Source organism: Microcoleus sp. w1-18aA5, from assembly GCF_036701705.1.
In the GTDB taxonomy this organism is placed as follows: Bacteria; Cyanobacteriota; Cyanobacteriia; order Cyanobacteriales; family Microcoleaceae; genus Microcoleus.
On sequence record NZ_JAUPTE010000002.1, the window covers coordinates 136,791 to 162,860 of the forward strand.

Here is a 26,070-nt window from a genome sequence, read left to right on the forward strand (position 1 = left end):
ATTTTAGTGTACAGTTTCTTTACTGTATAATTTTAACAATTTTTTTTTAACATTCATCAGCACTTGACTAGCTGTCATTTTTCCCTGTGAATCTATGGGAGTGTTTGGCGGCAGCGCTTTCAGGATTTCACAAGATGAATGGTACATTTTAAGAGCTCTTTTTACTTGGCCTTCTTTATTGTATATATTCCCTAGCTCTATATAAGCTGAAACAAAAGATGGACACATATAAATAGTCCTCTTTAATAAATTTTTTGCTGTTTCTAATTGACCCTGTTCTTCAGCAATTTGAGCTTGTAAATAATCAGTATATACTGATCCCGGCTCTACTTTTCTAGCTCGATTACAGTATTCTATTGCCTGAGAATAATTGCCGGCATTCGCCTGAACTTGAGCGATTAAAAAATAAGCATCAAAATTATGTCCCTGCAAGTCTATTGCCTCTTGTGCCTTGTTGATAGCCTCAGCATAATCTTGATTTTTAAATAATTTTTTAGCCTCTAAAATTAGCAGTTGAGGCGTTTGATTTTGAGTATTTTCTGCTATTATTTTTTCTGTAACTGACACGGCATTGTTCGGTAAGCCGTCCTCCAGATAGGGAGATGGCAGCATATTCCCCAGCAGATTACTTATTTTTAATACGGGCGGCATCTCTATCTCTGGAAAATTGCTGTTAGTAGTAAAACTAGGTGGCATAGTTTCTCCTGTTAGCAACTCACCACTATCATCGCCCATAGTATCTGCTTTCGGGAATTCCCGAAATGCCGAGTTTGCTTCCCCTAAAGTCGCAACCCTAGACTCTATTTGACAGCGTTCATCCGGTACTGCATCCCGACGCTGATACACCACTGACTCCGGGAAAATCTTGGATTCAAACTCGTTCATAATTTGACCGTAAACTTCAGCGTGACCGGTCATTAAATATCCTCCAGGTCTCAGTGTCTTGGAAAATTTTTGCAGTACCAGTGAAATATACTTATGTTCAAAATACACAAAAACGTTTCTACACAAAATTAAGTCTATGTTATAAAGATTTTGGTAAATATTAGGAAACTCATCTTTGATTAAATTTACACAGCTAAAGTTGACACTTTCGCGCAATTCTAGATTAATTTCCCAATCATTTTGCCTCTGATGAAAATACTGCTTTTGTATCTGCGGTTCAACCAAGCGAAACGACCAATGACTGTAAACTCCCTGGGGCGCTTTTTTGATTACTTTTTCATTGATGTCTGTACCTAAAATTAATATTTTCCATTGCTCCCAATCGGGAATCAATTGTTTTAAAACAATAGCTAAAGAATAAGGTTCTTCACCGGTGGAGCAGCCCGCACTCCAGATTCGCAGTGTCGGCTGCATTCCCAATGTTTTGTGCAAGTTTCTTTTCTGGTCTATCAATTCAGGAAAAATTACTCTGTTTAACAGAGCAAACTGTCCTTTATCTCGCATAAAATAACTTTCAGTTGTTGTTAATAGCAATACTAATTTTGCCCATTCATTTTTACTTTCAAAAGTTTTGGCGGTTAAAAGTTTATAATATTGTTCTGGTTCTGCAATTTTTTTTTCTCTCATCCGACTCATGATTTTATGAGACAGATCCGCTCGATCTTGGGTTCTAATTCGCACACCCATCTCAGTAGTAATTAAGTTTATAAATAGCTGAATTATGGAATCATTCATGTCCACTGAGGTAGATTAATTTAATAATTTGGGAAGTGGCAACTTTTACTGAGTTGGTGCTGAGCATAGCTGCTAGCCTGCGGCTCGTCGGTTCGCAAAGCCGCAGGGAGCCGAAGGGAAGTGCGTAGCTGAACTATTGGGAATTGGGGAACTTGTAAGCTCGTGTAGTAGAAGTATTGGGAATTGGGAATTGGGGAACTTGGAAGTAGAAATTGGGAATTTAGCCGATCGCCTTAACAATAACAGTGTTACACCACATCATATCAGAAACTTGCCAGCTACTTAAAGGAAAAAGGCAAAAGGCAGAAGGTAGAAGCCAGGAAAAGAATATCCCTTCTGCCTTCTACCTTCTGCCTTCAAAGGCACTAATCTCCAACTTTAAGCTGGATATATCCGCAGGCGGCGATTGGGTTCTTCCCCAAAACTGTGGGACTTCAGGTGATAGTGTTCCACAAGTTCGTGCTGCATTTTGCGGACGTTGGGAGAACGAGGCAGGAGTTCCACCGGCTGTCCCTTGGGAATGACAATTTGCTCCACTGCTAAGCGGGTTTCTTCGAGAGCTTCGAGCTCGTCAGAAGAACCGCTGCGGGCGAATAAGGCGAGGTCTGCCACTTCCGGCGTGCCGGGGTCATCCATGTCCAACAGACGCCGCAAAGCTCTCGCTACGTGGGGAATAGTCCCTGCCTTAATTGTGTGCAGGGGAACTTGGCGAGTTTTGGCCAAGTGCCTCAATTTCGACTGGTTCCGAACGTTCGATCGCAAAGCCAAAACCACGTCAGCGCTCTCAATATCCTTGGTCAGCAGTATCGGCAGGTTCAGCGTCGAAATCACCTGTTCGAGCTGGTGGCGAGGTATGCCGTAAGGATAAACGTGGAGGGGCAAATCTTCGCCGTTAGGGCCGACATTCTGGGAAAAACGTCCAGGCTTAGGTACAGGCTCAACGGACAGGGATTCTTCGAGCAGTTGCTCGAAATACCGAGTCTCAGCAACCGGCGCGCTCTTAGCAGCTAAGTTCTCGCTGGGAGCGGGCATCGGCACCATTTTGCCAGCACTCCGCCACCCTGAGATCGGTGTGACGGGCCGGATTGCCGAGACAGCAGCCGGGCTGCTGGAAGCTGCCATCCCCGGAAACCGCGCGGGGGGAGTTGCCGACTCCTGCTCGATAATTACTTCTCCTGTCTCGCTGATGCTTCTGATTTGCTGGCTCGGTTCGCGTCCCCGCAGCAGAGTGTCGATCGAATCTGCAACTCGCTCGTGGATTACCCAGCGCTGCCGTTCCAGCATTTCGATGGCAATTTCAAAAGTTGGTGGTGCTTTGCGTTCCAAAACCGTCTTTTGAGAACCGCGCCGTCTTGCTTCGTCATCTCCCAGCGTCACCGCTTGGATGCCCCCAATTAAATCTGCCAGAGTCGGGTTTTTCATCAAGTTTTCGATCCGGTTCCCGTGGGCGGTACCTACCAACTGCACGCCCCTTTCGGCGATCGTCCGAGCCGCCAAAGCTTCGAGTTCCGTGCCGATTTCGTCAATCACGATCACTTGCGGCATATGGTTTTCCACTGCTTCGATCATGACTTGGTGCTGGAGTTCGGGACGGGAAACTTGCATTCTGCGAGCTCTACCGATCGCTGGGTGGGGAATATCTCCATCTCCGGCAATTTCGTTGGAGGTGTCGATGATTACCACCCGTTTTTCCAAGTCATCGGCGAGGACGCGGGCAATTTCGCGCAGGGCCGTGGTTTTGCCAACCCCAGGGCGGCCGAGCATCAAAATTGACTGACCGGTTTCCACTAAATCGCGGATAATGCCGATCGTCCCGAACACAGCGCGGCCCACCCTCAAAGTCAAGCCGATAATCTCGCCGCTGCGGTTGCGAAGGGCGCTAATTCGGTGCAGGGTTTGCTCAATACCGGCTCGATTGTCGCCGCCGAAGTGGCCGACTCGCTCGATGCAATAGTTGAGGTGTGCCTTGGAAACCGGTGTTTGAGAAAGAGGTTCGGCCAAGGATGGAAAACGAGCTTCAGGTTGGCGGCCCAAATCCATGACAATCTCAATGAGATTGTTGCGCTGCGGGTGCTGCTCTAAGGGCTGCCGGATCTCATCTGGCACGATGTCTAATAATCTGTTGAGGTCGTCTGTAATCTGCATTCGCCTCGATGTGTTCGGTGACGTTTTCAACTTTTTAGTCTGTTGTCAGTTAACAGTTGTCAGTTGCCAGTTGTTATGTGTCAGTTGCCAGTTGTTGTTGGAATTAACTACTAACCACTAACTAATGACTAATGACTACTGACTAATGACTACTGACTAAAATTCTTTGAGCGGGGAAACTAGAGAACGAGCTAAACTTACGGCCTGTGAGAGAAGTTCTGGGACGGCTTCGAGCTGAGGTAGCCGAGATGTTTGAACTCCGGCTCCTGGCCGCGCGACTGCCACCGGAACGGCATAGGCTCGATCGGTCTGCATTGTTTCTAACTGTTCTAAAATTGGCGATAGCAAAACCCTGGCATAGCTGCCGTAAGCTACACCTGCAATATATGGAACAGGGGGATCTGACGAATTTTTCCCGGCATCCTTCATCAGTCCCTCGGCTCTCAATTTGCTGACAGTGTGAGCATTAGTGCCGCCTGCAAGTTGCACGTATCCCGGCAACTGGGCAGCCAAAACTTTTTGACCGAGTTTGACCGCGGCTCTAGTAGTTCCTGTTCCGATATCTCCGCTCATTGGCCTACCGTCCGTTTGCCAAATTAGCGGACAAGGAAGGGGGGAAATTATTTGATAGAGTGTCCGCAAATAATCAATCAAACCGTCTCCATCGGGGCAACTAATTGCTATTACCTTGAGTTGAGCGACCCAGGGAGCTATGCTCGACCAAAGTCGCGCAAAATCTGCCTCTCTGCCTACTTGCGTGTGGATTTCTAGGGCGTCCGCACCGGATTGCAAGATTAAAGGTGCGATCGCGGCGGGAGCAGACACGTAAGAACGAGTATAAATTAGTTGGCTCGGACAAATCGGCAGACAGCGACCGCAGCCATAGCATTGCTGGTCTATCACCCCGGAAAAACCACTGCCAGCACTCTGAAAAACTATTGCTTCGGCTGGACATATTTTTTCGCACGGCCGCCAGCAGTCCGCCGGACAATCGGCTGGGTTGAATTCGGCTTTGCGAAAATGCGGGTCTTCTCCATCGTTTAAACTCACCATCAGCAACGGCAACCCTTTGCCGCCAAACCTGCGGTTTTGAGTTCTTGCCTGTAATTCGCTGGCCACTTGTAGGGCTTCTTTCGCTGCGGCGACGGCGGCGGGATCTGCCGCGACATCGATACAGTCAGCGCCTGCTAAGGTGTAAGCCAAGGTGAGATTCCGTACAGCAGGCAGGTGTTGAAAGCTCGCCCCACAGATCAGCTTGAACCAATGGCCATCTTTTAATGAGTTTAGGGGATGATAATGTTCTGTCACCCTTATATGCTAATCCTTTCAGCTAAAAATTACTATGTGGAAATTTCTACTTAATTTGAAAATTTAGGCGGGTACAAGCTGGAAACGCTACTGATAGCAGTATATCTGGTGCTGTTGGCTCTATATGTAGAGTTCTGAGGTAAGTATTTTTGAGAAATCTAATTTTTTTGATAGTGCCTAACGATGAGGCTATTTTCCACTTTGGCGATCGGCTTGAGTGACACGTTGACTTACGGACAGAATTTCTATGATATCATATTTCGGTGGATTTGGCAAGGAAAAAGTAGACTAAAGATTTTTTTGGAAGTGGCCGTGCAGTCGTCATTGCCATAAAGTTCGATCGAGCATTGAAACCCAGCGACGAACCGCAGATGAACATTCTACTCCCTAACTTGAAGCTACATTCATCTGCGTTAATCTGCGATTCAACGAGCTCTACTACTTGCTCAGCCGCTTGTAAACCGTAGCCAAAGCATGGCTATCCCCCACATTTCCCGGAAACAAAACCACGGGTAAATTGGGAAACAGAGGATGATCTGTATCGGTTTTCACCACCGAACAACCTGCGATTATTTGACCGATTTGCCTGACACTTTTTAGCGACAAACCTGTACTCAAAACATCATTAGAAGTAATGCCGCCCTTGCTAATCAAAAACCCGATATCGGTAGGCAGTCCCCGCACGATATCCATCAGTAAAGCAGAAACCGCTTCTCCAAATTTTAACCTAATTTCTGCATTGTCAAATTCGAGTTCCTTGCGGCTGGTATAAATTACAGGCGTTTTACCATCGGCATGAGAAGTGCGGACTTTTTCGAGAGTTTCATCGAGCATTTGGGTGCGATACTCTGATGAATCTTCTAACAAGTGAGATACATCTATTTCAATGCTAACTATATTGGGTTCTTTTAACAAGCGTTCCAATTGTTCAGTAGTTTTCTTAACGTGGGAACCAACTATTACTGCACCCGGTTTCCCGTCCCTCACGTATTTTGCCATTTCGTCGGCTGCTACTGGCTGCGGGCCGAGGTCAGCTAAGGATGTTAAAATACTCGCCCCGCTGCGGAATAAAAACTTTTTGCCTTGACTGGCAGCAGCGAGAATGTGTTTCGCAAATGTGTCTAAATCGCCTTGGCTTTCGCCGTCAACAACTGCACATTGGTTGTCTTTCATCTCCATCAGTCGATCTAAACTTCCGTAGCGGATGTCTGCAAGTAAAATGCGATCGACTGCATCAGCTTTGATGCGACCTTTGGTTTTTTCTTCTACGTAGTCTGGCAGGTAACTGTGACTGTAGCCGAAGACTGAATCTTTGGCAAATTCGGTTTGGTGTACAGGCGTTGCGACGCTGTTAACCATTAGGTAATGCACGCTGTGGCGGGTAATTCTGCCTCCTTCAAAAAAGGCGGGAATTAGAAAATGGGCGTCGAAGGGGCCAAGTTCTTCGGCGATCGCATCGGTTTCGATGGGATAGTGACCGCGCAGGGTAGAATCGGAACGGCTAACTATTAGGAAGTCTTCGATTTTTTCGCTGGCGATCGCCCTTTTTAGATTTTGGCACACTTCGCGGGTGACGGAGGCTGCTTTTTCGGGAGTTAGCGATCGAGTATTTGTCAGTATGAAGAAAATCGGGCACTTGTCCCGCAGCCCCAAACGCAGGGTGTCTTCGTCCCAACGTGTCAGCAGCAAGCAACTGTGCACGGTTTGAGAACCAGTCGGATCGTCGTCGAGAACTATAATCTTGGGTTTGGCAGAAGACATACTGACCTGGTTGTTAACGTCACCTTTCCAAGATATCCTTACCTGTTACGTAACAGGAAAAAATTTACAATAATTATGATATTTTTTTAACAATTCTCCTAATTCATAATTTTAAAAATGTCTTTGAGTTCGAGTGGAACAGGCATCCTGCCTGTTGCGGTTCAGTAAGCTGCATATTGCTACTGGGTAAGAGGCGCACGCAGCCGTGGACGCTACTAACTTTTGCCATTTTTAAAATTAGCAGCGTTTCGATCTTGCAACTTTTTCATTTCTGCTTGAACTCCCACGGCTACTTGCAAAGCTTCGTTGAGCAATCGCCCCTGTTCGCTGGCTCGATCGCTAATTTGGAGGGCATTCAAATTTTTTAAATTATTGGCAAATAATTCTGAGTTAGTAGCGACAAATTTTTTGTTTTCCCTAAGAATTCTTTCAGTTTTCAAAGCTCGAACTAAATCGTCTCTGATTAGTTGCAAAGCTTGAATAACTTTGGCTCGATCGCCGATTTTTACTGCCACATTGCCGGCATCTTCTATCCTATCGTTAATTTCGATCGCTTTGATTATACCATTATAGCGATCGACATCATCAAAAAGATTGATTAAATGTGGGTTTTGGCGGCTGCACTGAATTTTCCACGCATCCTCAAAGATTAAACCGATGATCGCAGCGAAGTGAAGGGCGAACCACCACAAATAAGCTCTAGGAAATATCGCAACCAGCAGCCAACAACTGATGAGAACCAAAACAATTAAACCGACAGTTTTCAAAGCTTCGCGGGCAAACTTAGTCGCTGTCGGCGGCCGGTATACGCGATCGGGCCCGGCGCCGGTGAGGTGCTTGAGCTCACCGAGAGTAATTTCTAATCCCTGAATGTCAGCTCGCATAAATCTTTACAAATATATGTTAATTATAAAGTTTTGTAGTAGAACAAGGGGCTCGTCTACAATAAACCTAACACTTTTTCAAACCAAAACTGCACTATGTCCGTACGTCCTATATACCTCGACAACCACGCCACAACCCCGGTAGATCCACGGGTAGTTGATGCGATGCTGCCGTATTTCACCGAACAATTCGGCAACGCAGCCAGCATCAACCACGTCTACGGCTGGGAAGCAGAAGCAGCAGTAAAACAGTCACGACAAATCATAGCAGAAGCGATAAATGCTTCCCCCGAAGAAATTGTTTTTACCAGCGGTGCAAGCGAAGCAAATAACTTAGCGATCAAAGGCATCGCCGAAGCTTATTTCAGTAAAGGAAAGCACATTATCACAGTAAAAACCGAACACAATGCAATTCTCGACCCCTGTACCTATTTGCAAAAATTGGGGTTTGACATTACTGTTTTACCGGTGAAAAGCGACGGGCTGATTGATATAGGCGATTTGATCAAAGCGATTCGGGCCGAGACAATTTTAGTTTCAGTGATGACAGCTAACAACGAAATTGGCGTCATCCAGCCGATCGCAGAAATTGCTGCAATTTGTCGCGGAAATGACATTCTTTTTCACACAGATGCGGCACAGGCGATCGGCAAAATTCCCCTCGACGTAGAGGAGATGAATATCGATCTAATGTCCTTGACAGCCCACAAAATCTACGGGCCAAAAGGGATCGGTGCTCTCTACGTGCGCCGCAACAAACCGAGAGTGCAGCTAGCGCCGCAAATGCACGGAGGAGGCCACGAAAGGGGAATGCGATCGGGAACTCTCTACCCACCGCAAATAGTTGGGTTTGCCAAAGCAGTAGAATTGGCAATTGCAGAAATGCCGTCGGAAACAGAACGAGTGGTTAATTTGCGCCAGCGTTTGTGGGAAAAATTGAGTGAATTGGGCGATGTTTTTCTCAACGGTCACGCTACGAAGAGATTGCCGGGGAATCTCAATATTAGTGTAGCCGGGGTTGACGGTCAAGCGTTGATGTTGGGTTTGCAACCGGCGGCGGCAGTTTCTTCTGGATCTGCTTGCACTTCGGCGAAAATATCTCCATCTCATGTTTTAGCAGCGATCGGGCGATCGGACAAATTAGCTTATGCTTCAATTCGGTTTGGTATTGGCCGCTTCAATACCGAAGCCGAAATAGATGCAGTCGCCGAACACGCGATCGCAACTATTACATCTCTCCGACAAGCTCAAAAAGTCAATCAATTTTAGATTTGAAATTTGAGATTTTAGATGAGAGAATTGAAGATTAGGAAATAGTTTTGAGTTTTGAGTTTTAAATTATTTAACTTACAACTCAAAACTTTCCCTCTTTTTATGGCAGAGTATAATTGGTATCGAACCCTTACTTAGAACCAAACACCTCGCGCACCCGATAAATCGGTTTTCCCTGCGACTCGTGATAAGTCCGCATCATCACTTCCGCCAGCAAACCAAAACAAAATAACTGCACGCCAGTCAACAGCAAAACTACAGCCAAAATCAGCAAAGGACGATTTCCAATAATTTGACCAAAACCCAATTTTAAGACTGTCAAATAAATTCCTAAAACCGTTCCCAAGGTCATAGAACTCAGTCCCAAAAGTCCAAAAACGTGCATCGGTCGAGTCAGGAACTTTTTCATAAAAGAAATAGTTAACAAATCCATCAACACCCGAAAAGTCCGCCAAATTCCGTACTTACTTTGACCGAAACGGCGGGCGTGGTGTCGCACAGGCATTTCTGCAATTCTCGCCCCTTCAATAAACGCCAACGCTGGCAAAAAGCGGTGCAATTCCCCGTACAGATTCAAGTCTGCTACCAACTCTGATTTATAAGCTTTCAAAGAACAGCCGTAGTCGTGCAAAGTTACGCCTGTAACGCGACCAATTAACCAGTTTGCAATTTTAGAAGGAATCAACCTGCTAATAGTATTATCCTGCCTATTTTTGCGCCAGCCGCTAACTAAATCGTAGCCTTCATTTAACTTTGCCAACAACAGCGGAATATCAGCCGGGTCATTTTGCAAATCGCCGTCAAGGGTAACAATAGCACGGCCGCGAGCGCGATCGAAACCTGCCGACATGGCAGCAGTTTGCCCGTAATTGCGGCGCAAAATTACAGCACAAAGGTCATCGCGAGTGCTGGCTAATTGCTGCAGAAGTTCAGCAGAACCGTCCTTAGAACCGTCATCTACACAAATAATTTGATAGCTGAGTCCCGATGGTTGGATAGAAGAGGCGATCGCCTCAATCAAATGAGGCAAACTTTCCACCTCATTATACACCGGCACCACCACCGAAACATCGAGAACAACCTCAGCCTCAGCTTGCTGTCTCGCCAATTTTTCCAAAAATAATGCAGCGTCCATTTTTTTATTCGATAATATCAACAGTCAACCGTCAACAGTCAACCGTCAACAACTAACTAGGTTGATAACTTTCCACAACTTTACCATATCCCCGCAATTGCTGGTAATAAGCTTGACTGACTAGATCGCCATCCTCCGACAAAACATCGATACCGATACCGTTGCGACCTTGTGCTTTTCCAGAACTGTGAATGTAGCGATTATCTCCGAGATATAATCCTACATGAGTTGCTTTTTCAGGCGTACCAAAAAATACTAAATCTCCCGGTTTTAAAGCACTGATACTAATAGGTTTAGTAAAAGCTTCCTGCTGATAAGCATCCCTCGGCAACCAGATTCCCGCAGCCACAAAAGCAGCTTGCATCAAGCCCGAACAATCATAATTCGGCCCGACTGTACCGCCCCAAAGATAATAATTGGATTGGTTCATAGCCTCGCGAGCAAAAGTAATTACAAGTGGTAATTTTTCCTTTATTTGGGTCTCAGAAACCACGAGAGGATTGTACAATGTTTCTGTCGGAGCGAGCAACTCAACATCTCGAATATCCAGCCATCCCGGATAATCATCTTCGCACAGCCGCACCATCACAGCCGTTGTATCCAAGTTTACATCGCTCTGTCTTAGGGGGGGGTCAAAGACGCGCAAATGTCGCCCCAGCGCTGCTTGAGTTGCCAATCGATCGCACTTTGGGGAATCGTAAATATTTATGTGCGATCGGGCCCGGTACTCCACAACATCAGATAATTGATAATTGGCCATTGCTAATTGCTCATTGTGTGCTGTTAATTGTTCGCATTTATTGTTCGCATTTAACGATAGATTGCCATTAGCTGCTAGCCGTTAACCGTTAACCGTCAGCCATTAACCATGACATTTTTTCACAAAGACGAACAATTAGAAAACCTCGGCAGTAGCATTATAGACTCCGCATTGTCAGAATTTACAGGATTAAGTGGCGATCGTATAGCCATTACCTGGATAGTCTACGATCCCCCAGTGCGAGTCAATACAGGCGGCGCCCTGAGTGCAGAAGAATTTTGGAAATATCAACCGCGAGGTTTTAGCGCTAGAGCTTCCGAACGAATTTATCCAGCCAGCATCGTCAAATTATTCTACCTCGTTGCCATCTGGGAATGGGCGCAAAAAGGCATGATTCAAACATCGCCAGAATTAGAACGCGCCGTCCGAGATATGATAGTTGATTCCAGCAACGACGCCACCAGTTTAGTAGTAGACGCCCTCACCGGCACCACCAGCGGCCCAGAATTATCACCCGCCCCCTTTGAAACTTGGAAACAGCAGCGAAACATCGTCAACCGTTACTTTCAATCATTAGATTGGCCGGAATTACAAAATATTAACGTCAATCAGAAAACCTGGTGTGACGGCCCCTACGGTCGCGAGCGAGCAGTTTTGGGAGAGTTAATGGAAAATAGAAATATGCTGACTACAAATGCAGCGGCGCGTTTGCTGCACAGTATAATCGGCGGCGTAGCTGTTTCTGCCCAAGCATCGCAAGAAATGATGGGTCTAATGAAACGCAGTTTAGACCCAGCAGAATTAGAGGCAGATCCCGAAAATCAAGTTACAGGTTTTTTAGGCGGGGGATTGCCAGAATCAGCAAAATTGTGGTCAAAAGCGGGACTGACAAGTCAAGTGCGTCACGATGCTGCTTATATTGAAATATCCGGTTTGCGGCCGTATTTGTTGGTTGTATTTACCGAGGGGAAAGAGAATAGCAAGAATGAAGAGATTTTGCCATTTATATCGCGGCAATTTGTCGAAGCGATGAAGACATTGAATTAGATTTAGTAGTTGATTATTGCGGCTAGACTAGACTTGAACTGCAAAAATAATTGGGACGGGCTAGAAGCCCATCCCACATGGAAATTTTGTGGTATGGGCTTCTATCCCGTCCAAAAATTTGATTAAAAGGAATTTTTTCCTAGAAGCTCTAAAACGGAGAGGGAGGGATTTGAACCCTCGAAGGATGTTAACACCCTTAACAGATTAGCAATCTGCCGCTTTCGACCACTCAGCCACCTCTCCAAGATGACAGTAACTAACTATAGCACACACATCTTATTCTTGCCAACCCCTAATTTAAAAATTCCTCAATCCCTTACTCTGTATACTTTTCGCGACATCAACCTCCAGCCTCTTCCCCAAAGCCCCTGGCCTTCAAGTGCTTTTCCCAACTAAAATTGGAACTCAAAAAGAACCTCTTAGTATACAAATACCCCAAGCGGTACAGGTGAGCCTTGCGATCGCCATCGAGATTAAAGTCCGTCGTCGTCACCCCAGCTTCAGTCACATCAATATTAATCACCCTGCCCTTATCCATTTCTCGCTGGTGATAGCGGTCTCTTGCTTTCATCATCGTTCTAAACATCGCCGCCAGCATCGACAGGGGAGTATCAATCTTAGCTTTAGTCTCAATTCCGGTATCGACTAATCGAAACCCAAAGGTAAACCAGCGCGGTGCCACAAGAGTCGCACCGACGGATTGTTTGTCATAAATCCACAGGGGGAAATTGCTCAAAATTCCGCCATCTACAATTAAGTCATCGCCGAGTTTTCCTGGTTCAAAAAAGAGCGGAATACTCATCGACAACCGAACGGCTTCAGCAACGCTAAAATATTCAGCGCTTTTGAGTCGCAACTGCTCGTACAAAGGATCGGAATCCGTCGATTCGCGTCGGTGTAAGTCGTCGGGCAGCACCAACATTTCACCGCGAGTAAGGTTCGATACTACTACTTTTAATTCCCGGTCTTTTACGATTTGTTTGACATCGGCAAAAGTGTGCAAGTTACCTCGACCGAGCATTGCTTCCAGCCACTGCCGGAATGGCTGCGCCGAATATTCTCCCATCTGACGGCTAACTGTTAAGAAAAGCAGCGTCCAAGCAGGAGATTGCAAGTCGTCGGCGGGGTCGCCGTTTAAAATTAGAGGACTGTTTTTTTGAGTTAAAAATAGGCTGTAATCGAGCTGTCCTAAAATTTCCTCTAAATCATCAATTGACAAGTCGGTTGCCAATACTGCCGCAGTAATTGCACCGGCAGAAGTGCCGGCCAATTTTCGCCAGTTGATGCCCAAATCGCTGCAGCACCTGAGTGCTCCTAAAAACGCAACTCCGCGCACGCCACCGCCTTCAAAAACCCCGTCGGCATAGATTTGACCGTTGTCGTCGGGAGGCGGAAATTTGCTAAGAATTGTTTGTTTCTCGGTGGCAGTGATTCTGACACCGGGTTCTTGCAAAATTTGCTGGGGATACCACTTGCTCATGGGAAATACCTCGGATCAATTTTGGGTTTGAGATTTTAGAGAGATATCTATGGTTCTTGATTTTGGTCGGCATCCATTGCCTCTTTGACGTATTGTTGAACTTGCGATCGCACTTGTTCGTAGGCCACCGACGCGCACCAAGGTCGGAGAGATAAAATAGTTGTATCGGGAGTAATCTCGGCTACCAAACAAGTCGGGGGCGGATTCTCGAGCACCAGCGGGTGAGAGTGGGCAATTTCTAATAACTCAGCTACAGTTGGACGAATTGGCCGATCGCCAATATCAATCTTCAAGTCTACTCGCCTCGTTCCCATTGCCGTTGTATTTTTCAGTGTACCGTTAAACAACTGATTGTTCGGGACAATAATTTTTATGCGATCGTCTGTCACCACAGTTGTTGAAAAAATCCCGATGCTGTCCACCACTCCCTTAACATCGCCAGCTTCGATCCCATCTCCGACTTCAAAGGGTCGCAAACTAATCAACATTACCCCAGCAGCAAAGTGCGACAAAGTATTTTGCCACGCCAAACCAATGGCCAAACCCGCTGCACCCACCACCGCAACCACACTGGTAGTTTGAATTCCCAACTGACTCAAAGCGGCGACTACTCCCACTACCAAAATCGTAATTTCAGCAGCTTGAACTAAGAATTTCCGCAGCGTGGCTTCGGTGCGACTCAGTGCACGGCGAGTCACGCGCCCCGCAAAGTTGATCGCAAATCGCGTAATTAACAAAATGCCGATCGCCCACAGCAGTTGAGGTACAATTTTAAACCCCAATTCTACGAATTTTTTCGAGAATTCTTGGGCTAGTTCCAAGGCTTGTGTTCTTTCTGCATTTAGCTGAGAATAGAAGGTTTGGGCTATTGGTAAAAACTTCTGAATAACTGTCATATCAATTGGAAATTGGGAATTGGAAATTGAGAATTGGGCATTGGGCATTGGGCATTGGGCATTGGTAAACGCAGTCTCAGTCTTCTGCATAAGTCGGAGAGTCCGACAGGGGGTTTTAACCCCTGTCTCATAGCTAAAGTCTTCTCAAAGAGGACTAAAATCAATAATTTACTCGCTCAAAATCTTGAGTCGGTTTCAACCGACTTTAGCTATGAGGCAGGGGTTTAAACCCCTGCCGGACTATTGTTAATAGTGTACTGCTACGCGGGGCAATCGGTGTTTAAAACCGCAGAGAATTTCCCACGAAATAGTTCCTAAAGTCGCGGCCCAATCGTCAGCAGTAATTTGATATTCCCCATCTTTGCCCAACAGCGTCACCACTTCACCGACTTCTAAATCTGGAATGTCAGTTACATCCAGCATTAACTGATCCATCGTCACCGCGCCCACTTGCCGCACGAATTGACCCCTGACTAAAACCTGCATTTTATTAGAAAGATTGCGCGGAATACCATCTGCATAGCCGATACCAATTACGGCAATCTGTGTCGGCCGCTGAGCTATAAATTGATAGCCGTAACTGACGCCGGTTCCTGCTTCAATTGTTTTCACCTGCGTTACCCTAGCTTTTACCTGCATTGCGGGCTTCAAATTGGATCTCGACTGTAAGTGAGGTGCTGGATAAAGACCGTAGGTAGCTAAACCGACTCGCACTAAATCGTAGTGCAAATCCGGGTCAGCGAGGGCGGCAGCAGAGTTTGCCAAGTGGAGGCGAGGAGGGTTAATTCCTACTATTTTAATTTGCTCGATCGCCTGTTGAAACCGCTGGTGCTGCTCTCTCATAACTGCGGGGTCTGGACTGTCGGCTGTCGCCAAGTGAGAGTAAATACTGGCTAATTTTAAATTGGGCAACCGCTTGACTAATTGCACAAATTCTGTAGCTTCCTGCCAGGGTGTACCCAAGCGAGACATTCCCGTATCCAACTTAGCGTGAACTGGCAAAGATTGGTTGATATCGGCGAGAACTTCCGAAAAAATTAGGGCTTGTTTGGCAGTACAAATAGTGGGCTGCAAGTGCCAATGGGCGATCGCCTTTACCTGTGGGGCTGTATGGGTTGCCCCCAACAGCAAAATCGGCGCTTCTATCCCAGCTTCTCGCAATTCTATTCCTTCGGGAATTGTCGCCACTCCCAGCCAACTAGCACCTGCTTGCAATGCTGTTTGACTGACTGCAACAGCACCATGCCCGTAAGCATCCGCTTTCACAACTGCCATCAGTTCTGTATCGGGAGATAAGAGTTTTTTAAGCTGTTTTACATTGTGAGTTAAAGCTGCTAAATCGATTTCTACCCAAGCCCGCTGGCAAAGTCCCCCGTTATCGTCCCACAGCAAAGTCTGGCGGGATTCTTTTGTCGTTGATTCTGCGGTTGTTTGTTCCCCACTCCACATTGTCGATCGCTCCTACTTGCTTACACCATTAAAAACTGCTTGGAGATTTTACCCTAAGTTTGATTATAATAAGATTCTCTCTTTCATCAAAGTTAACTGGTGTATCATAGCACCAAAAATACCCGGTAAAAACTATGGACGGACTGGCCTACCTACATTTAGCTGAAACTTGGGAAACGGCTGCGGGTCAAACTCGATCGACCCACTCAAAAAGGCACCTGAATTTAGCCTCTTCTGCTTTACTTTTCTTTACGATCGCTCTCACAATTTTCAACTTAGTCAATCCCGCACTCGCCATCAAAAAAGGTGATTCAGGCCCGGAAGTAGCCGAACTCCAGAAAACTCTACAAAACGCAGGCTATTTTCGCGGTAAGGCTACAGGATTTTACGGTTCTCTCACCCAGGCTGCTGTGAAAAAGTTTCAAGCAGAGAACAACCTGAAAGTTGACGGAATTGTTGGCCCTAAAACCTTGTCAGCACTGAAAGGTAAGCCGGAAGACGCCAGCATGGAAGCTGCGAAAAAAATCTCGCCCAATGTCGATAAATCTTCGCCATCTCCTACCGCCACAGAAAACACAAACGAACTAGAAGATCCAACTAAAAATCAGCCCCAAAAACCTCTATTTCAAGAACCATCTTTGCCACCATTTAAAACTGAAAATTCCGAGGACAAAGAAAGTGAATTACCATCCACAAAGCTAGTAAATCCTCCAGACAACCCTCAAGGAAAAATGACATTGAAAAAAACAATTTATGGCAATATATCGCCAAAATCAATAGTTTATTCGGGAGACGGCTTGTTTTTTGCTCAAAACATGATGTACCGCCACACAATCACAGTTTACGACAGGAACTTTAAATTAGTCAAGACTATTCCTGATACAGTAAACTTGTCGAAGTTCGGCTTTTCTAAATTCAAAGGCAATTATAAAGGCTCTCCCGTAGAAGCTGCTTTTTCAACCGATGGAAAATATGCCTACGTCTCCAACTACAAAATGTACGGCTCGGGGTTTAGCAATCCGGGAACCGACAGGTGTTCTCCAGCGGCAAAACACGACCAAAGTTTTCTGTACCGCATCAATACCCAAACGTTAAAAATAGAAAAGGTAATTCCTGTAGGTGCAGTGCCGAAATTCAATGCTGTTTCGCCTGACAATCGCTTCGCCCTTGCTAGCAATTGGTGCAGTTGGGATTTGAGCGTAGTTGATATCAATAAAAATATCGAAATCGAGCGAGTGAAACTGGGTGCATATCCTCGGGGTATTGTTGTCACTCCCGACTCAAAAAATGCCTATGTTGCCATCATGGGTTCTTCCAATATTGCGAAAGTCAATCTGATAGACTTTTCGGTAGAATGGCTGAGAAATATTGGCAATGCGCCGCGTCATTTGACGATCGATCCCAATGGAAAGTATCTTTATGCAACTTTGAACGGTGAAGGAAATGTAGCAAAAATTGACCTACAAACTGGTAAAGTGGTGGACAAAGTTTCGACAGGAAAAGCACCTCGCAGCATGACTATTTCCGATCAGGGAAAACTGCTTTATGTAGTTAACTATTTCTCGAATACTGTTAGCAAAGTTAGGACGAGCGATATGAAAGTGCTGCAAACAGTCAAGGTTAATTCCAGCCCGATCGGGATTACTTACGATCCGGAAACTAATCAGGTTTGGGTAGCTTGCTATTCGGGCAGCATTATGGTGTTTCAAGATTAATTTAGGTGCTTCGTAGTGAGGGCTTCAGTCCTGACTACAAACAAGAGCGATTAAATGTTATTGGGGGCGTTGCTCTGAGCATCGCCCCTAAAATATTACTTGGACAACTTTACAGGCTTCACAACATACTCAGAAGACTTAGCAGGTACTTGACCTTTTTTGGCCATAGCTTGGTAAATCATGGCGGCTACTTCAGCGCGAGTTGCTGTTCTATTCGGCTGCAAAAGTGCGCGCTTCGGGTGGTTGACAACAATGCCAGCTTCTGTGGCTGCTGCTACTTTGTTAACTGCCCATTTCGGCACTTTTGCCCTGTCTGTATAAACTTGTAAACTTTTGGTTGTTTTTGTTGATGGTTTCAGGCTCAAACCGCTCGCTAAAGCTGCGATGACTTCGACACGGGGAATATTTTTGTCGGGACGGAACTCATTGTTTGGGTATCCTTTAAGATATCCAGTTGTGACGGTGTGGTCGATCGCCGGAGCGACAGGACTTTGGTCTTTTACGTCTTTAAAATCAATCGGTTTTCGGATCGGCTTTTTGTCGTCGGACATTCGCTGAATCAAGCGTGCTAGTTCGGCTCGCGTCATCGGTTCGTCGGGCCGAAATTTGCTGTCGGTGAAATCAGTAAAGATTTTGCGATCGACTAAAGCGACAATGAACGGACGCGCCCAATATTTGTCTGGAACATCGGAGAATCTAACGGGCCCAACTTTGGGTTTATCGGCTTTGGGTTTATCGGCTTTGGGTTGGGTAATTGCTGGATTGGGAGTCGATGGCGCAATTGGCTTGGGAGGAACAACGATTACACCCACGGGAGGATTTTCCGGTAAAATCGGCCCTAAAGGTGCAACAGGTGCGACATCCTGTTTTAACGGAACGGGGGTTGCAGCAGGCGATCGCAAATCCGAACTTGGCGATTCTGGCGTTAATATTCCCGGAGTCGCGGGCGTAACAGCAGGCTGAGAAAAAACGGCTGGAAATTGCCAATTTCTGGCATTCAATCGATCGGGATTTTTACCTGTTACCCAAAATAAAATTGCTCCCATCGTGCCGAAGGCAACCAAGATAGCAATCAATTCATCCAATCCTAGAGGATTTCTTTCCCCTGACGGGGGTTGTGAAGAAGACATATTGTCACCTACATACTAATGTAGAAATTAAATCACATATTTTTTTGGTCTGGGGGAAACAGAGAAGGCTAAATCAATTATTCCAAAGTTTTCACTCTCCCTACCTGCGGCGGCGTGGCATCGGGAGAATATATAAAATCAACTTTTACCGATGTCATTTGCTGATTTTTGCCATCTTCAACTCAGCGCCTTCTACTCCCGAAAGAGCGATTCCGACTCGGTTGACGAGAATTCCTGCCACTACCAAAACTTGGCTGCCGCTTGTTTTGATTTTGACGTGGCTGCGGCGATCGCCTCAAAGTGCTGCCACCGTAACCCGAACCGGTCGATCGATTGCCATTTGGACGTACTGAGGGTCTTACTGGCTGGTTGTATGTGGGCGATCGCAGGCGGCCGGTTGTCCTTAAAACTTGACGGTTTCTCACCTCTGGAGGCGGAGTTCGGTAGCGAGTTTGATATTGGTTAACAGCTTGACCGTAAGTATTGCCATAGCCGCCATATCCTGTCATAATTCCAGGCTGATAGACTGGCGGCATATAATATTGCGGTCTAAATAACAAACTGCCGATCGCCTGACCGGCAACAGCTCCAGCAAACGGCGCCCAGAAGCCAGATTGCTGCCGTACTACTACGGTTTGTGGCTGACCGGTTTGAGGATTAGGAACAGTTTCGGTAACGTTGTGGACGTACTCAATTTTAAAATCTTCTGTCAAATGCAAAACCGCTTGATTGTTATCCAAGTTTAGATAACTTTTCTTGCCTGCTGATATTTCTTCATCTGTTAAGCGAGCCATTTGCAAATCCCTAGTCCGGTAAACTGGGGGACTGCCGGCGGGAGTATTCAGCAACATCAAACTGTATTCGCCATCCGCATCGTCGTAGGTAGCTTGCTGTACAGGATATTGACCTTGAGCCAAGTTATTGTTTGGTGCAGGACGCACTGTGTTAATATTTGGATTGCCAGCAGGATTTGTAGAAGTTTGTCTACTAGGAGAACCGCAGGCGGTTGCCGTCCATAAAAAAGTTAAAGCCATTAAATAAATTGTCAGTCTTCGCAGCATCATAAATAGTAATTGGTAATTGGTAATTGGGCATTGGGCATCGCGCATGGGGCAGCGCGCATTGGTAGCAAATAACTAATAACTAATAACTAATAACTAATTACTCCTTCCTTAAAGGGGAATAAGTTCTGGGAAATTGACCAACACTTGGTCGTTGGTAAGTTCGTCTCCCAACTGTGCGGGAGAAAAGTGAACTTGCACAGCTCGGAGCCTTTCTTGGTAATGTAAATTAATCAGTGCTTTTAAACCGACTTTAAGCGCGCTGATGTCAGCGAGGTCAGTTTCTAGGGCAGGAACTTCGCCTTCATAAGCAACTGTCAGCATCACCACCACATTTCTAGTTACCGGCAAAGACAAGGGGGATTTTTTATCGTAAACAGATGTACTGTATTGAGGCTCGCTGAGATAGCGATCGGCTGAATCAGTGAAAAGTTCATCCACATAATCGCCGGCTTCGCCTTCATTCCAAAAAACATCGCCTTCATTGGCGGCTGCTTGCCAGTAGTTGTCGTACTGCAACAGGTGATTGCAAATTTCTACAAGACCTTCTCCTAAAACTGCTATGTCGCCATCGGCATCAATTGCTTCTCTGGCGGTGCGATTGAGAACTCCTAACAGCGGTGCAACTTCTTCGCCTGTTAGGTGAACGAACACCCGGCAAACTGCCAATCTAGTTTTACCTGTAAATTGATTGAATCGATCGCGCCAAGCATTCATAATAACCTCTAGTTGTAATCTGTAGGGCTATATTTCCAACGATAGCAGGCGATTTGCACTCTTGCCGTCTAACCTCAGATTGATATCGAGGGCATTTTGAGCGATCGCCTCGGCAGCGTACTGTCTCGCTTTGACTCATCTAATTTTATAACAGTTTTCAATCGGATCAAATACAGTTCAAATACAGTAGGGAAACGGCACAGCATTGTCCTGACGGAGAGCGGCGACTTTTAATAATTGCTATGAGATTGATGATTGTAGCCAGAGTTTTTTTTATTTAGCTTAATTCGGCGTTCCTTTGCTTTGCCGAAATATGAGATTGTGTGCTATCGATTCATCTGTCTATTGTTGGCAGTGCTTCGCGATGCCCGGACAAGAAATTGTAGGCTAGATAATTTCCACTCAAAAAACCTCCAATCTTAGAAGATTGGAGGTGCGCTAAGCGAATACTTTGGTTTGAGATAACTATTTTACGATCGCGCTTTGGACTTGTTCGATCGCAATTTCAGAACTCAACTCAGCACCTGGCGAAACTGGCAAATCCAGCTCGCCGCCTGGAGCTTCTGGGTGTTCGCGAACGACTGCAACCGCATCTGCTGACTCAGCTACAGCACCCGCCGCCGTCAAATCGAGCAAGGCAGGAACTTCCATGTGTCCAGAAACACCTGCATCTGCCATCGGAGCCGACTCTTCAAAAACTTCAAAATTATCGGTCATCGCAGCGCAAGCAGCAGAGGCGCGCTTGCCGGCACGGTAGCTCATGTAGGCCGCTCCGCCACCCAAAACTCCAGCCAAACCTAGGAAACCGAGAGCTGCTGTTTTGTATGATTTCCACGGATTCATGCGCTCCGAGCCGCCAGAACCTAGGATCGTTGTCGCAGAACCAGATTTAGCTGCCCCTGATTTGCTGTAGGAACAGGGGAAAGCAGATGCGGCGTCACCTATGGCGATGCTGCTTGCGATCGCGACGACGGAAGCAATGCCAGCTAACACTTGAAACTTCTTCATGGTGCTGTGCAGATTGTAAAGGATAATTAAAAAATTAATGGTAACAGCTCTTTACAAATGTATCAACTCTGCGCGCCGCCCATATCGAGGATCGATCGCAAAAGTCAGCTATAGCCTCACACAATTCAAATTTAAAATTGCCAGCTTAAACATCTGAAATGCTTAGTCTGTAAGCATTTGGACTAACAGCTCGGTAGAAGTTCAAGTTTTGTGAACCAATACTTCGATCGCGCCCAAATTACAAAATCTGAGGTGAGACAGTAGAAATTTTAATTACAGAGTGGCAAACAGTTGGTGACAAACTACTTTTAAGGCTACTTTTGTAAAGGCTTAGTTATTGGAATAACTCTTATTTTTATGACAGACAACGCGACTCAAGGCATTGAGCGAGCTCCTCGCCGATTGTTGGTGACGGGCGGGGCTGGATTTATCGGCTCGAATTTTGTGCATCACTGGTGCAGCAGCTATCCGGGCGATCGAGTAGTCGTACTCGACGCTTTAACCTACGCCGGAAACAGACAAACCCTGACAACTTTGGAAGGAGGCGAAAATTTTCGGTTTGTGCAGGGGGATATTTGCGATCGAACCTTAGTCGATACCTTGCTCCAAGAAGAAAACATCACCACAGTCGCGCACTTTGCCGCAGAATCCCACGTTGACAGGTCAATTATCGGGCCTGCCGCCTTTGTTCAAACCAACGTTGTCGGAACCTTCACACTTTTAGAAGCCTTCCGCAAGCATTTTGAAGCAATTGATGAGCCATCTCTCAAAGCACAAATGCGCTTCCTCCACGTTTCTACCGACGAAGTTTACGGCAGTCTCAGCCCCGATGACCCAGCCTTCACAGAAACAACCGCCTACTCGCCCAACAGTCCCTACTCAGCCTCCAAAGCTGGCAGCGACCACCTCGCCCGCGCCTATTTCCACACCTACGGCGTCCCGACAATTATCACCAACTGTTCCAACAATTACGGCCCCTATCACTTCCCAGAAAAGCTCATTCCATTAATGTGCATCAATATGTTATTGGGCAAACCGCTGCCAGTATACGGCGACGGTCAAAACGTGCGAGATTGGCTCTACGTTCTCGACCACTGCCGCGCTTTAGATGCCGTTATTCACCGTGGTCAGCCTGGGGAAACCTACAATGTTGGTGGCAACAACGAGGTCAAAAATCTCGATTTAGTCAGAATGCTGTGTCAGCTAATGGACGAATTAGCTTCTGATTTACCCGCCCGTCCTTGCGAACAATTGATCACATTTGTCAAAGACAGAGCCGGGCACGATCGGCGTTATGCTATCGATGCCACCAAAATTAAAACCGAGTTAGGTTGGACTCCCTCAGTAACAGTTGAAGAAGGTTTGCGACAGACTGTAGAATGGTACTTAGCCCATCGGGAGTGGTGGGAACCCCTGCTTTCGGAGGAATATCAAACTTACTACCGGAAAGTCTACTCTAACTAATCTACTCATGGACGCACGGGCTACCACGAACCAGAACCACTAAAAAACTGGTTTTTCAGCTCAAGAGTGCGTCCAGAAAGGTTTCTGTCTTGCCTTCAAGCTTTACATTTTAACTTTTGGCGCAGAAACCGGGTTTGACGGAGGAAAATCTTTCGTTAAGTGCGATCGATCCGAGTTAAAAAATCAGTTTTCTTTTGTCTTTGCTCCTAACTTCAGATTTAATTAGGTGAAGGTAGATATCACACATATTTGCTCTTGTCAATCTTTGTGAAGATTTAGTGAAAAATCATCCCAAACGCATAAATTTAAGTGTTTGTAGCTGATAATTTTAATAGAGTTACAAGCTTAAGCCTTTTAGAAGCTTTTAGGAAAAACAAAAAGCAGCAATGACCGAAATAAACTCGCTCAAGCACATCCAAGAACCTAAATACTGGCTGTTAGGCATCGCCTCCGGTTTGATTGCCATACACCTAACTCTGACTTCCAGAACAAACGACACTGACCTGTTCGGTACAATGTTACTTTTTTGGGGAGTCGTAGCATTTTTAATTTGGGAAAGGCACGAATCCTTAACTTTTGAAAGCGGAATTTTCGCCAGCGTCTTTGGGTCATCGTTAATTGCTTTAATTTTGCTAAAAAGCTCGTCGATATCTGGATACGACTTTTTCATCCGAGCAACGCCTTTTTTGTCAGGAATCAGTCTTGCATTGCTGGCTTCCGGCACAAAAGGACTGAAACAATATTGGCAGGAACTTCTAATTCTTGGCTATACAGCTATTCCTCCCGGATTAATCGGAGTCTTCGTTGATGTCGCCCTATTAACAGCAAAATTTTCAGCTTTCCTCCTGCACTATATAGGATTTGAAGTGGTGCGGAAAGGGGTTTTTCTCATCCTGGAAAAGGGCAGCGTGGAAGTGTATCACGGCTGTTCCGGCGTAAATGCGATGCTACAATTGTTAGGACTAGCTCTGGTTTTCTTACTGATGTTTCCTACCACTACGGGTCAGAAAATTGTATTGCCATTCGTAGCCATAATTACTGCATTTCTAGTTAATGCCGCGCGAGTTGGTCTCCTGGCAGTGCTGGTATCGCTATCTAAACCAGAAGCATTTAAATACTGGCACGAAGGAAATGGTTCGGTAATATTTTCGATGATTGCTGTATTTATTTTCGGGTTATTCTGCTGGTTCGCAATTTTGAAAGACCAACCCCCAAATCAGGAAGGACAGAATTGCTAATGGCTATTACCTCTTGGAAACCACTTAGGCTTTCCCTGTTGGCTGTTACTTTGGGAGGCGTTTTGTTGGTTGCCGGAAAATTGGTTTTCTATCCATCGGATGGCAAGAATGTGGCAACCCCGTTTGAGTTTCCCGAGTCGGTGCCTCTAGCCGATTGGAAACTAAACAAGAGCGCGCTTCTGGAAATTAAGGAAAATTCAGAATTCAAAGCTGCCAGGAAATATGAATATCAAAAAAATAGCATGGATCTAGAAATAGAGATGCGCTATGCGGTAAACACCATTGGGGATGTGGAAGGTATGATGAAAGGACATACTATTCTCAAGTCGTATCCTGTTAAACTAGCATTGGCAAACACTCAAGGCGCGGGGTTTCACGGAATTTTGCAACAGCAAAATCGACTGTACTTGAGTTCGTGTATCAATCCTAATGGCAGTGCTACAGTAACTTCCCAACAGTTTAGATATAATCGAAATACTCGCGATTGGCAGCCAAACCGTATTCTGTTTTGGTTGTTAGGTAGGGGAAATATTCAAGACCGGCGCTGTTTGTGGACTCAGATGTCTGTGCCTTTGGATAAAACAACTCCAGAAGATGCCAAAAAAATTCTAGAGAATGCTTGGGTTTCTTGGTATGAGTGGTGGCAACCGCGATTCCCCGATCCTTGACTCGATTCAGTAGATTTTAGCTTTTAGCTTTTAGCTTTTAGCTTTACTCCACAGGTGAATCTGGAAGCTTGAACAAGAGTCTAAAATTTTTGACTCTCCACGACTGTTGTCGGGAGCTTGTATCCGTTCTTGAGCGGGGTCAAGAGAGATTTTTCTTAACAACAACTCTGATTATTTTATGAATGACTTACAAGGCGAACAAGGTTTTTCTATCTACAGACTGCGTTGGATTGGCTACGGTCTATTAATTTTGTCTGTATTAGATACAATTGCAGTTCTTATACCAGCAAATTTTGGTAATCGCCTCTGGGAATTGCAGACGATTGGGGCTGTAGTGGAACGAGTGCCAGTTCCTCTACTGGCAATGGCGCTGATATTTTTTGGCGAAGGGTACGATCGCAGAGCCTTGGAAGACGTTTTTTTGAAGGTTTTGTCTTGGGTGTGTCTGCTGCTAGGTCTGCTTTTTCTGTTGATGCTGCCTTTGGGAATTTTTGGCACTATCTACGTCAACAACCAAAACAACCAGCAAATTACTACTCAAGCAAACCAACAATTAGCTCAGTTGCAGCAGGTGGAAGAACGGCTGAATAAGGGTAGTCCTGAAGATTTAAGGAATTTGGCCGGGGAACTTACCCGTTTGGGAGTACCAGCGGATACGCAAAACCCACAGCAATTGAAAGAGCAAATTCTTTCGAGAATTACCCCGGCTAAGGAAAGGTTACAGACGCAAAGTGCTGCGGTTCAGTCTAGTCAGCGCTTGGGGTTATTTAAAAATGCTATTAAGTGGCTACTGGGCGCGCTAATTTCTAGTGTTTTGTTTTTTACGCTGTGGCGCGGTACTGACTGGGCTCGGTAGTAGTTTTGAGTTTTGAGTTGCGATTTGTGAGCTAGTAAGGTGCGCTAGGTGCACCCGGAAAGTCTTGTTGAGGATTAAGGTGCGCCCTGTACACGCCGCCCGCGTCTTGGTGGTTAAGAAGACCCTCAAACCCTAGAAATTTCGTTGGGTGCAGCGCTGGCTCTTCTTCTTTTCAAAAGATATCGGTAATAAATCTTGTTTATTGCCGATAGCAAACACCGAGAATGATGCAAATCCGTCGTTAGCGCAGTCCTCGAAGAGGAGCGCACCAAGACGCGGTCTGGCATTGTGAAATCCACAATTTAAAATCTAAAATCCACAATCTAAAATCTAAAATCTAAAATCTAAAATCTAAAATCTAAAATCTAAAATCTAAAATCTAAAATCTAAAATCTA

The 26,070-nt window shown here is 45.8% G+C and carries 22 protein-coding genes and 1 tRNA gene; 7 read left to right on the top strand and 16 right to left on the bottom strand.

Annotated elements, in window-relative coordinates; genetic code table 11:
* Positions 1-3 precede the first annotated feature (3 nt).
* The 5 genes from Q5691_RS01610 to Q5691_RS01630 form a co-directional block, all read right to left on the bottom strand.
* Positions 4-1,680 carry a CheR family methyltransferase gene (locus tag Q5691_RS01610; protein ID WP_333214316.1) on the bottom strand — a complete coding sequence of 559 codons (1,677 nt, stop codon included), beginning with the start codon at positions 1,678-1,680 and terminating at the stop codon, positions 4-6.
* A gap of 378 nt (positions 1,681-2,058) precedes the next feature.
* Positions 2,059-3,825: a R3H domain-containing nucleic acid-binding protein gene (locus Q5691_RS01615; protein ID WP_333214318.1), complete on the bottom strand. Its 1,767-nt coding sequence runs from the start codon at positions 3,823-3,825 to the stop codon at positions 2,059-2,061.
* Between the two features lie 156 nt (positions 3,826-3,981).
* Positions 3,982-5,133: a circadian clock protein LdpA gene (gene ldpA / locus Q5691_RS01620; protein ID WP_333343796.1), complete on the bottom strand. Its 1,152-nt coding sequence runs from the start codon at positions 5,131-5,133 to the stop codon at positions 3,982-3,984.
* Positions 5,134-5,571: 438 nt separating this feature from the next.
* Positions 5,572-6,894, bottom strand: coding sequence for a four-carbon acid sugar kinase family protein (locus Q5691_RS01625; RefSeq protein WP_333343797.1), 1,323 nt, complete (start codon positions 6,892-6,894; stop codon positions 5,572-5,574).
* A gap of 215 nt (positions 6,895-7,109) precedes the next feature.
* Entirely contained in the window at positions 7,110-7,778 is a 669-nt protein-coding gene (locus Q5691_RS01630; protein ID WP_333343798.1) for a hypothetical protein, read from the bottom strand.
* Positions 7,779-7,874: 96 nt separating this feature from the next.
* Between Q5691_RS01630 and Q5691_RS01635 the strand changes: the two genes are divergently transcribed.
* Positions 7,875-9,047: an IscS subfamily cysteine desulfurase gene (locus Q5691_RS01635; RefSeq protein WP_333214320.1), complete on the top strand. Its 1,173-nt coding sequence runs from the start codon at positions 7,875-7,877 to the stop codon at positions 9,045-9,047.
* Positions 9,048-9,180: 133 nt separating this feature from the next.
* Here Q5691_RS01635 and Q5691_RS01640 read toward each other — a convergent pair whose 3' ends face one another.
* Positions 9,181-10,185: a glycosyltransferase family 2 protein gene (locus Q5691_RS01640; protein WP_333159900.1), complete on the bottom strand. Its 1,005-nt coding sequence runs from the start codon at positions 10,183-10,185 to the stop codon at positions 9,181-9,183.
* A 52-nt stretch (positions 10,186-10,237) separates the two neighbouring features.
* Positions 10,238-10,945: a C40 family peptidase gene (locus tag Q5691_RS01645; protein ID WP_333159902.1), complete on the bottom strand. Its 708-nt coding sequence runs from the start codon at positions 10,943-10,945 to the stop codon at positions 10,238-10,240.
* A gap of 108 nt (positions 10,946-11,053) precedes the next feature.
* Between Q5691_RS01645 and Q5691_RS01650 the strand changes: the two genes are divergently transcribed.
* Positions 11,054-11,992 carry a serine hydrolase gene (locus Q5691_RS01650; protein ID WP_333159904.1) on the top strand — a complete coding sequence of 313 codons (939 nt, stop codon included), beginning with the start codon at positions 11,054-11,056 and terminating at the stop codon, positions 11,990-11,992.
* Between the two features lie 154 nt (positions 11,993-12,146).
* Here Q5691_RS01650 and Q5691_RS01655 read toward each other — a convergent pair.
* From Q5691_RS01655 to alr, 4 genes are all read right to left on the bottom strand, one after another.
* A tRNA-Ser gene (locus tag Q5691_RS01655) sits at positions 12,147-12,235 on the bottom strand.
* Positions 12,236-12,332: 97 nt separating this feature from the next.
* Positions 12,333-13,472, bottom strand: a complete 1,140-nt coding sequence (locus tag Q5691_RS01660) for a patatin-like phospholipase family protein (protein ID WP_333343799.1) — start codon at positions 13,470-13,472, stop codon at positions 12,333-12,335.
* A gap of 47 nt (positions 13,473-13,519) precedes the next feature.
* Positions 13,520-14,368: a mechanosensitive ion channel family protein gene (locus Q5691_RS01665; RefSeq protein WP_333158594.1), complete on the bottom strand. Its 849-nt coding sequence runs from the start codon at positions 14,366-14,368 to the stop codon at positions 13,520-13,522.
* Positions 14,369-14,614: 246 nt separating this feature from the next.
* The gene (alr, locus tag Q5691_RS01670) at positions 14,615-15,817 is read right to left on the bottom strand and encodes an alanine racemase (RefSeq protein WP_333214322.1); all 1,203 of its coding nucleotides are present in this window, start codon (positions 15,815-15,817) and stop codon (positions 14,615-14,617) included.
* 134 nt (positions 15,818-15,951) lie between these two features.
* On the opposite strand from alr, the gene Q5691_RS01675 reads away from it, so the two are divergent.
* Entirely contained in the window at positions 15,952-17,532 is a 1,581-nt protein-coding gene (locus tag Q5691_RS01675; protein ID WP_333343800.1) for a peptidoglycan-binding protein, read from the top strand.
* A gap of 95 nt (positions 17,533-17,627) precedes the next feature.
* Here Q5691_RS01675 and Q5691_RS01680 read toward each other — a convergent pair whose 3' ends face one another.
* The 5 genes from Q5691_RS01680 to Q5691_RS01695 form a co-directional block, all read right to left on the bottom strand.
* Positions 17,628-18,662: an S-layer homology domain-containing protein gene (locus tag Q5691_RS01680; RefSeq protein ID WP_333308468.1), complete on the bottom strand. Its 1,035-nt coding sequence runs from the start codon at positions 18,660-18,662 to the stop codon at positions 17,628-17,630.
* Positions 18,663-18,739: 77 nt separating this feature from the next.
* Positions 18,740-18,820 (bottom strand): hypothetical protein, encoded by an 81-nt coding sequence (locus tag Q5691_RS27650; RefSeq protein ID WP_445242648.1) that lies wholly within the window; start codon positions 18,818-18,820, stop codon positions 18,740-18,742.
* 24 nt (positions 18,821-18,844) lie between these two features.
* Positions 18,845-19,726: a hypothetical protein gene (locus Q5691_RS01685; protein ID WP_333214328.1), complete on the bottom strand. Its 882-nt coding sequence runs from the start codon at positions 19,724-19,726 to the stop codon at positions 18,845-18,847.
* A 108-nt stretch (positions 19,727-19,834) separates the two neighbouring features.
* A complete protein-coding gene (locus Q5691_RS01690) occupies positions 19,835-20,440 on the bottom strand; it encodes a DUF1517 domain-containing protein (RefSeq protein WP_333214329.1) in 606 nt (201 codons plus the stop codon).
* A gap of 465 nt (positions 20,441-20,905) precedes the next feature.
* A complete protein-coding gene (locus tag Q5691_RS01695) occupies positions 20,906-21,448 on the bottom strand; it encodes a hypothetical protein (protein ID WP_333343801.1) in 543 nt (180 codons plus the stop codon).
* 357 nt (positions 21,449-21,805) lie between these two features.
* Between Q5691_RS01695 and rfbB the strand changes: the two genes are divergently transcribed.
* From rfbB to hpsJ-A, 4 genes are all read left to right on the top strand, one after another.
* Positions 21,806-22,912, top strand: a complete 1,107-nt coding sequence (rfbB, locus tag Q5691_RS01700; protein ID WP_333343802.1) for a dTDP-glucose 4,6-dehydratase — start codon at positions 21,806-21,808, stop codon at positions 22,910-22,912.
* A 386-nt stretch (positions 22,913-23,298) separates the two neighbouring features.
* Complete coding sequence (crtA, locus tag Q5691_RS01705) at positions 23,299-24,150, top strand: cyanoexosortase A (RefSeq protein WP_333216918.1); 852 nt, start codon at positions 23,299-23,301, stop codon at positions 24,148-24,150.
* Positions 24,150-24,818: a cyanoexosortase A system-associated protein gene (locus tag Q5691_RS01710; RefSeq protein WP_333216920.1), complete on the top strand. Its 669-nt coding sequence runs from the start codon at positions 24,150-24,152 to the stop codon at positions 24,816-24,818. Before crtA ends, Q5691_RS01710 begins: the two co-directional genes overlap by 1 nt.
* 178 nt (positions 24,819-24,996) lie before the next feature.
* Entirely contained in the window at positions 24,997-25,674 is a 678-nt protein-coding gene (hpsJ-A, locus tag Q5691_RS01715) for an HpsJ-like protein, cyanoexosortase A-associated (protein WP_333216922.1), read from the top strand.
* Positions 25,675-26,070: the final 396 nt, after the last annotated feature.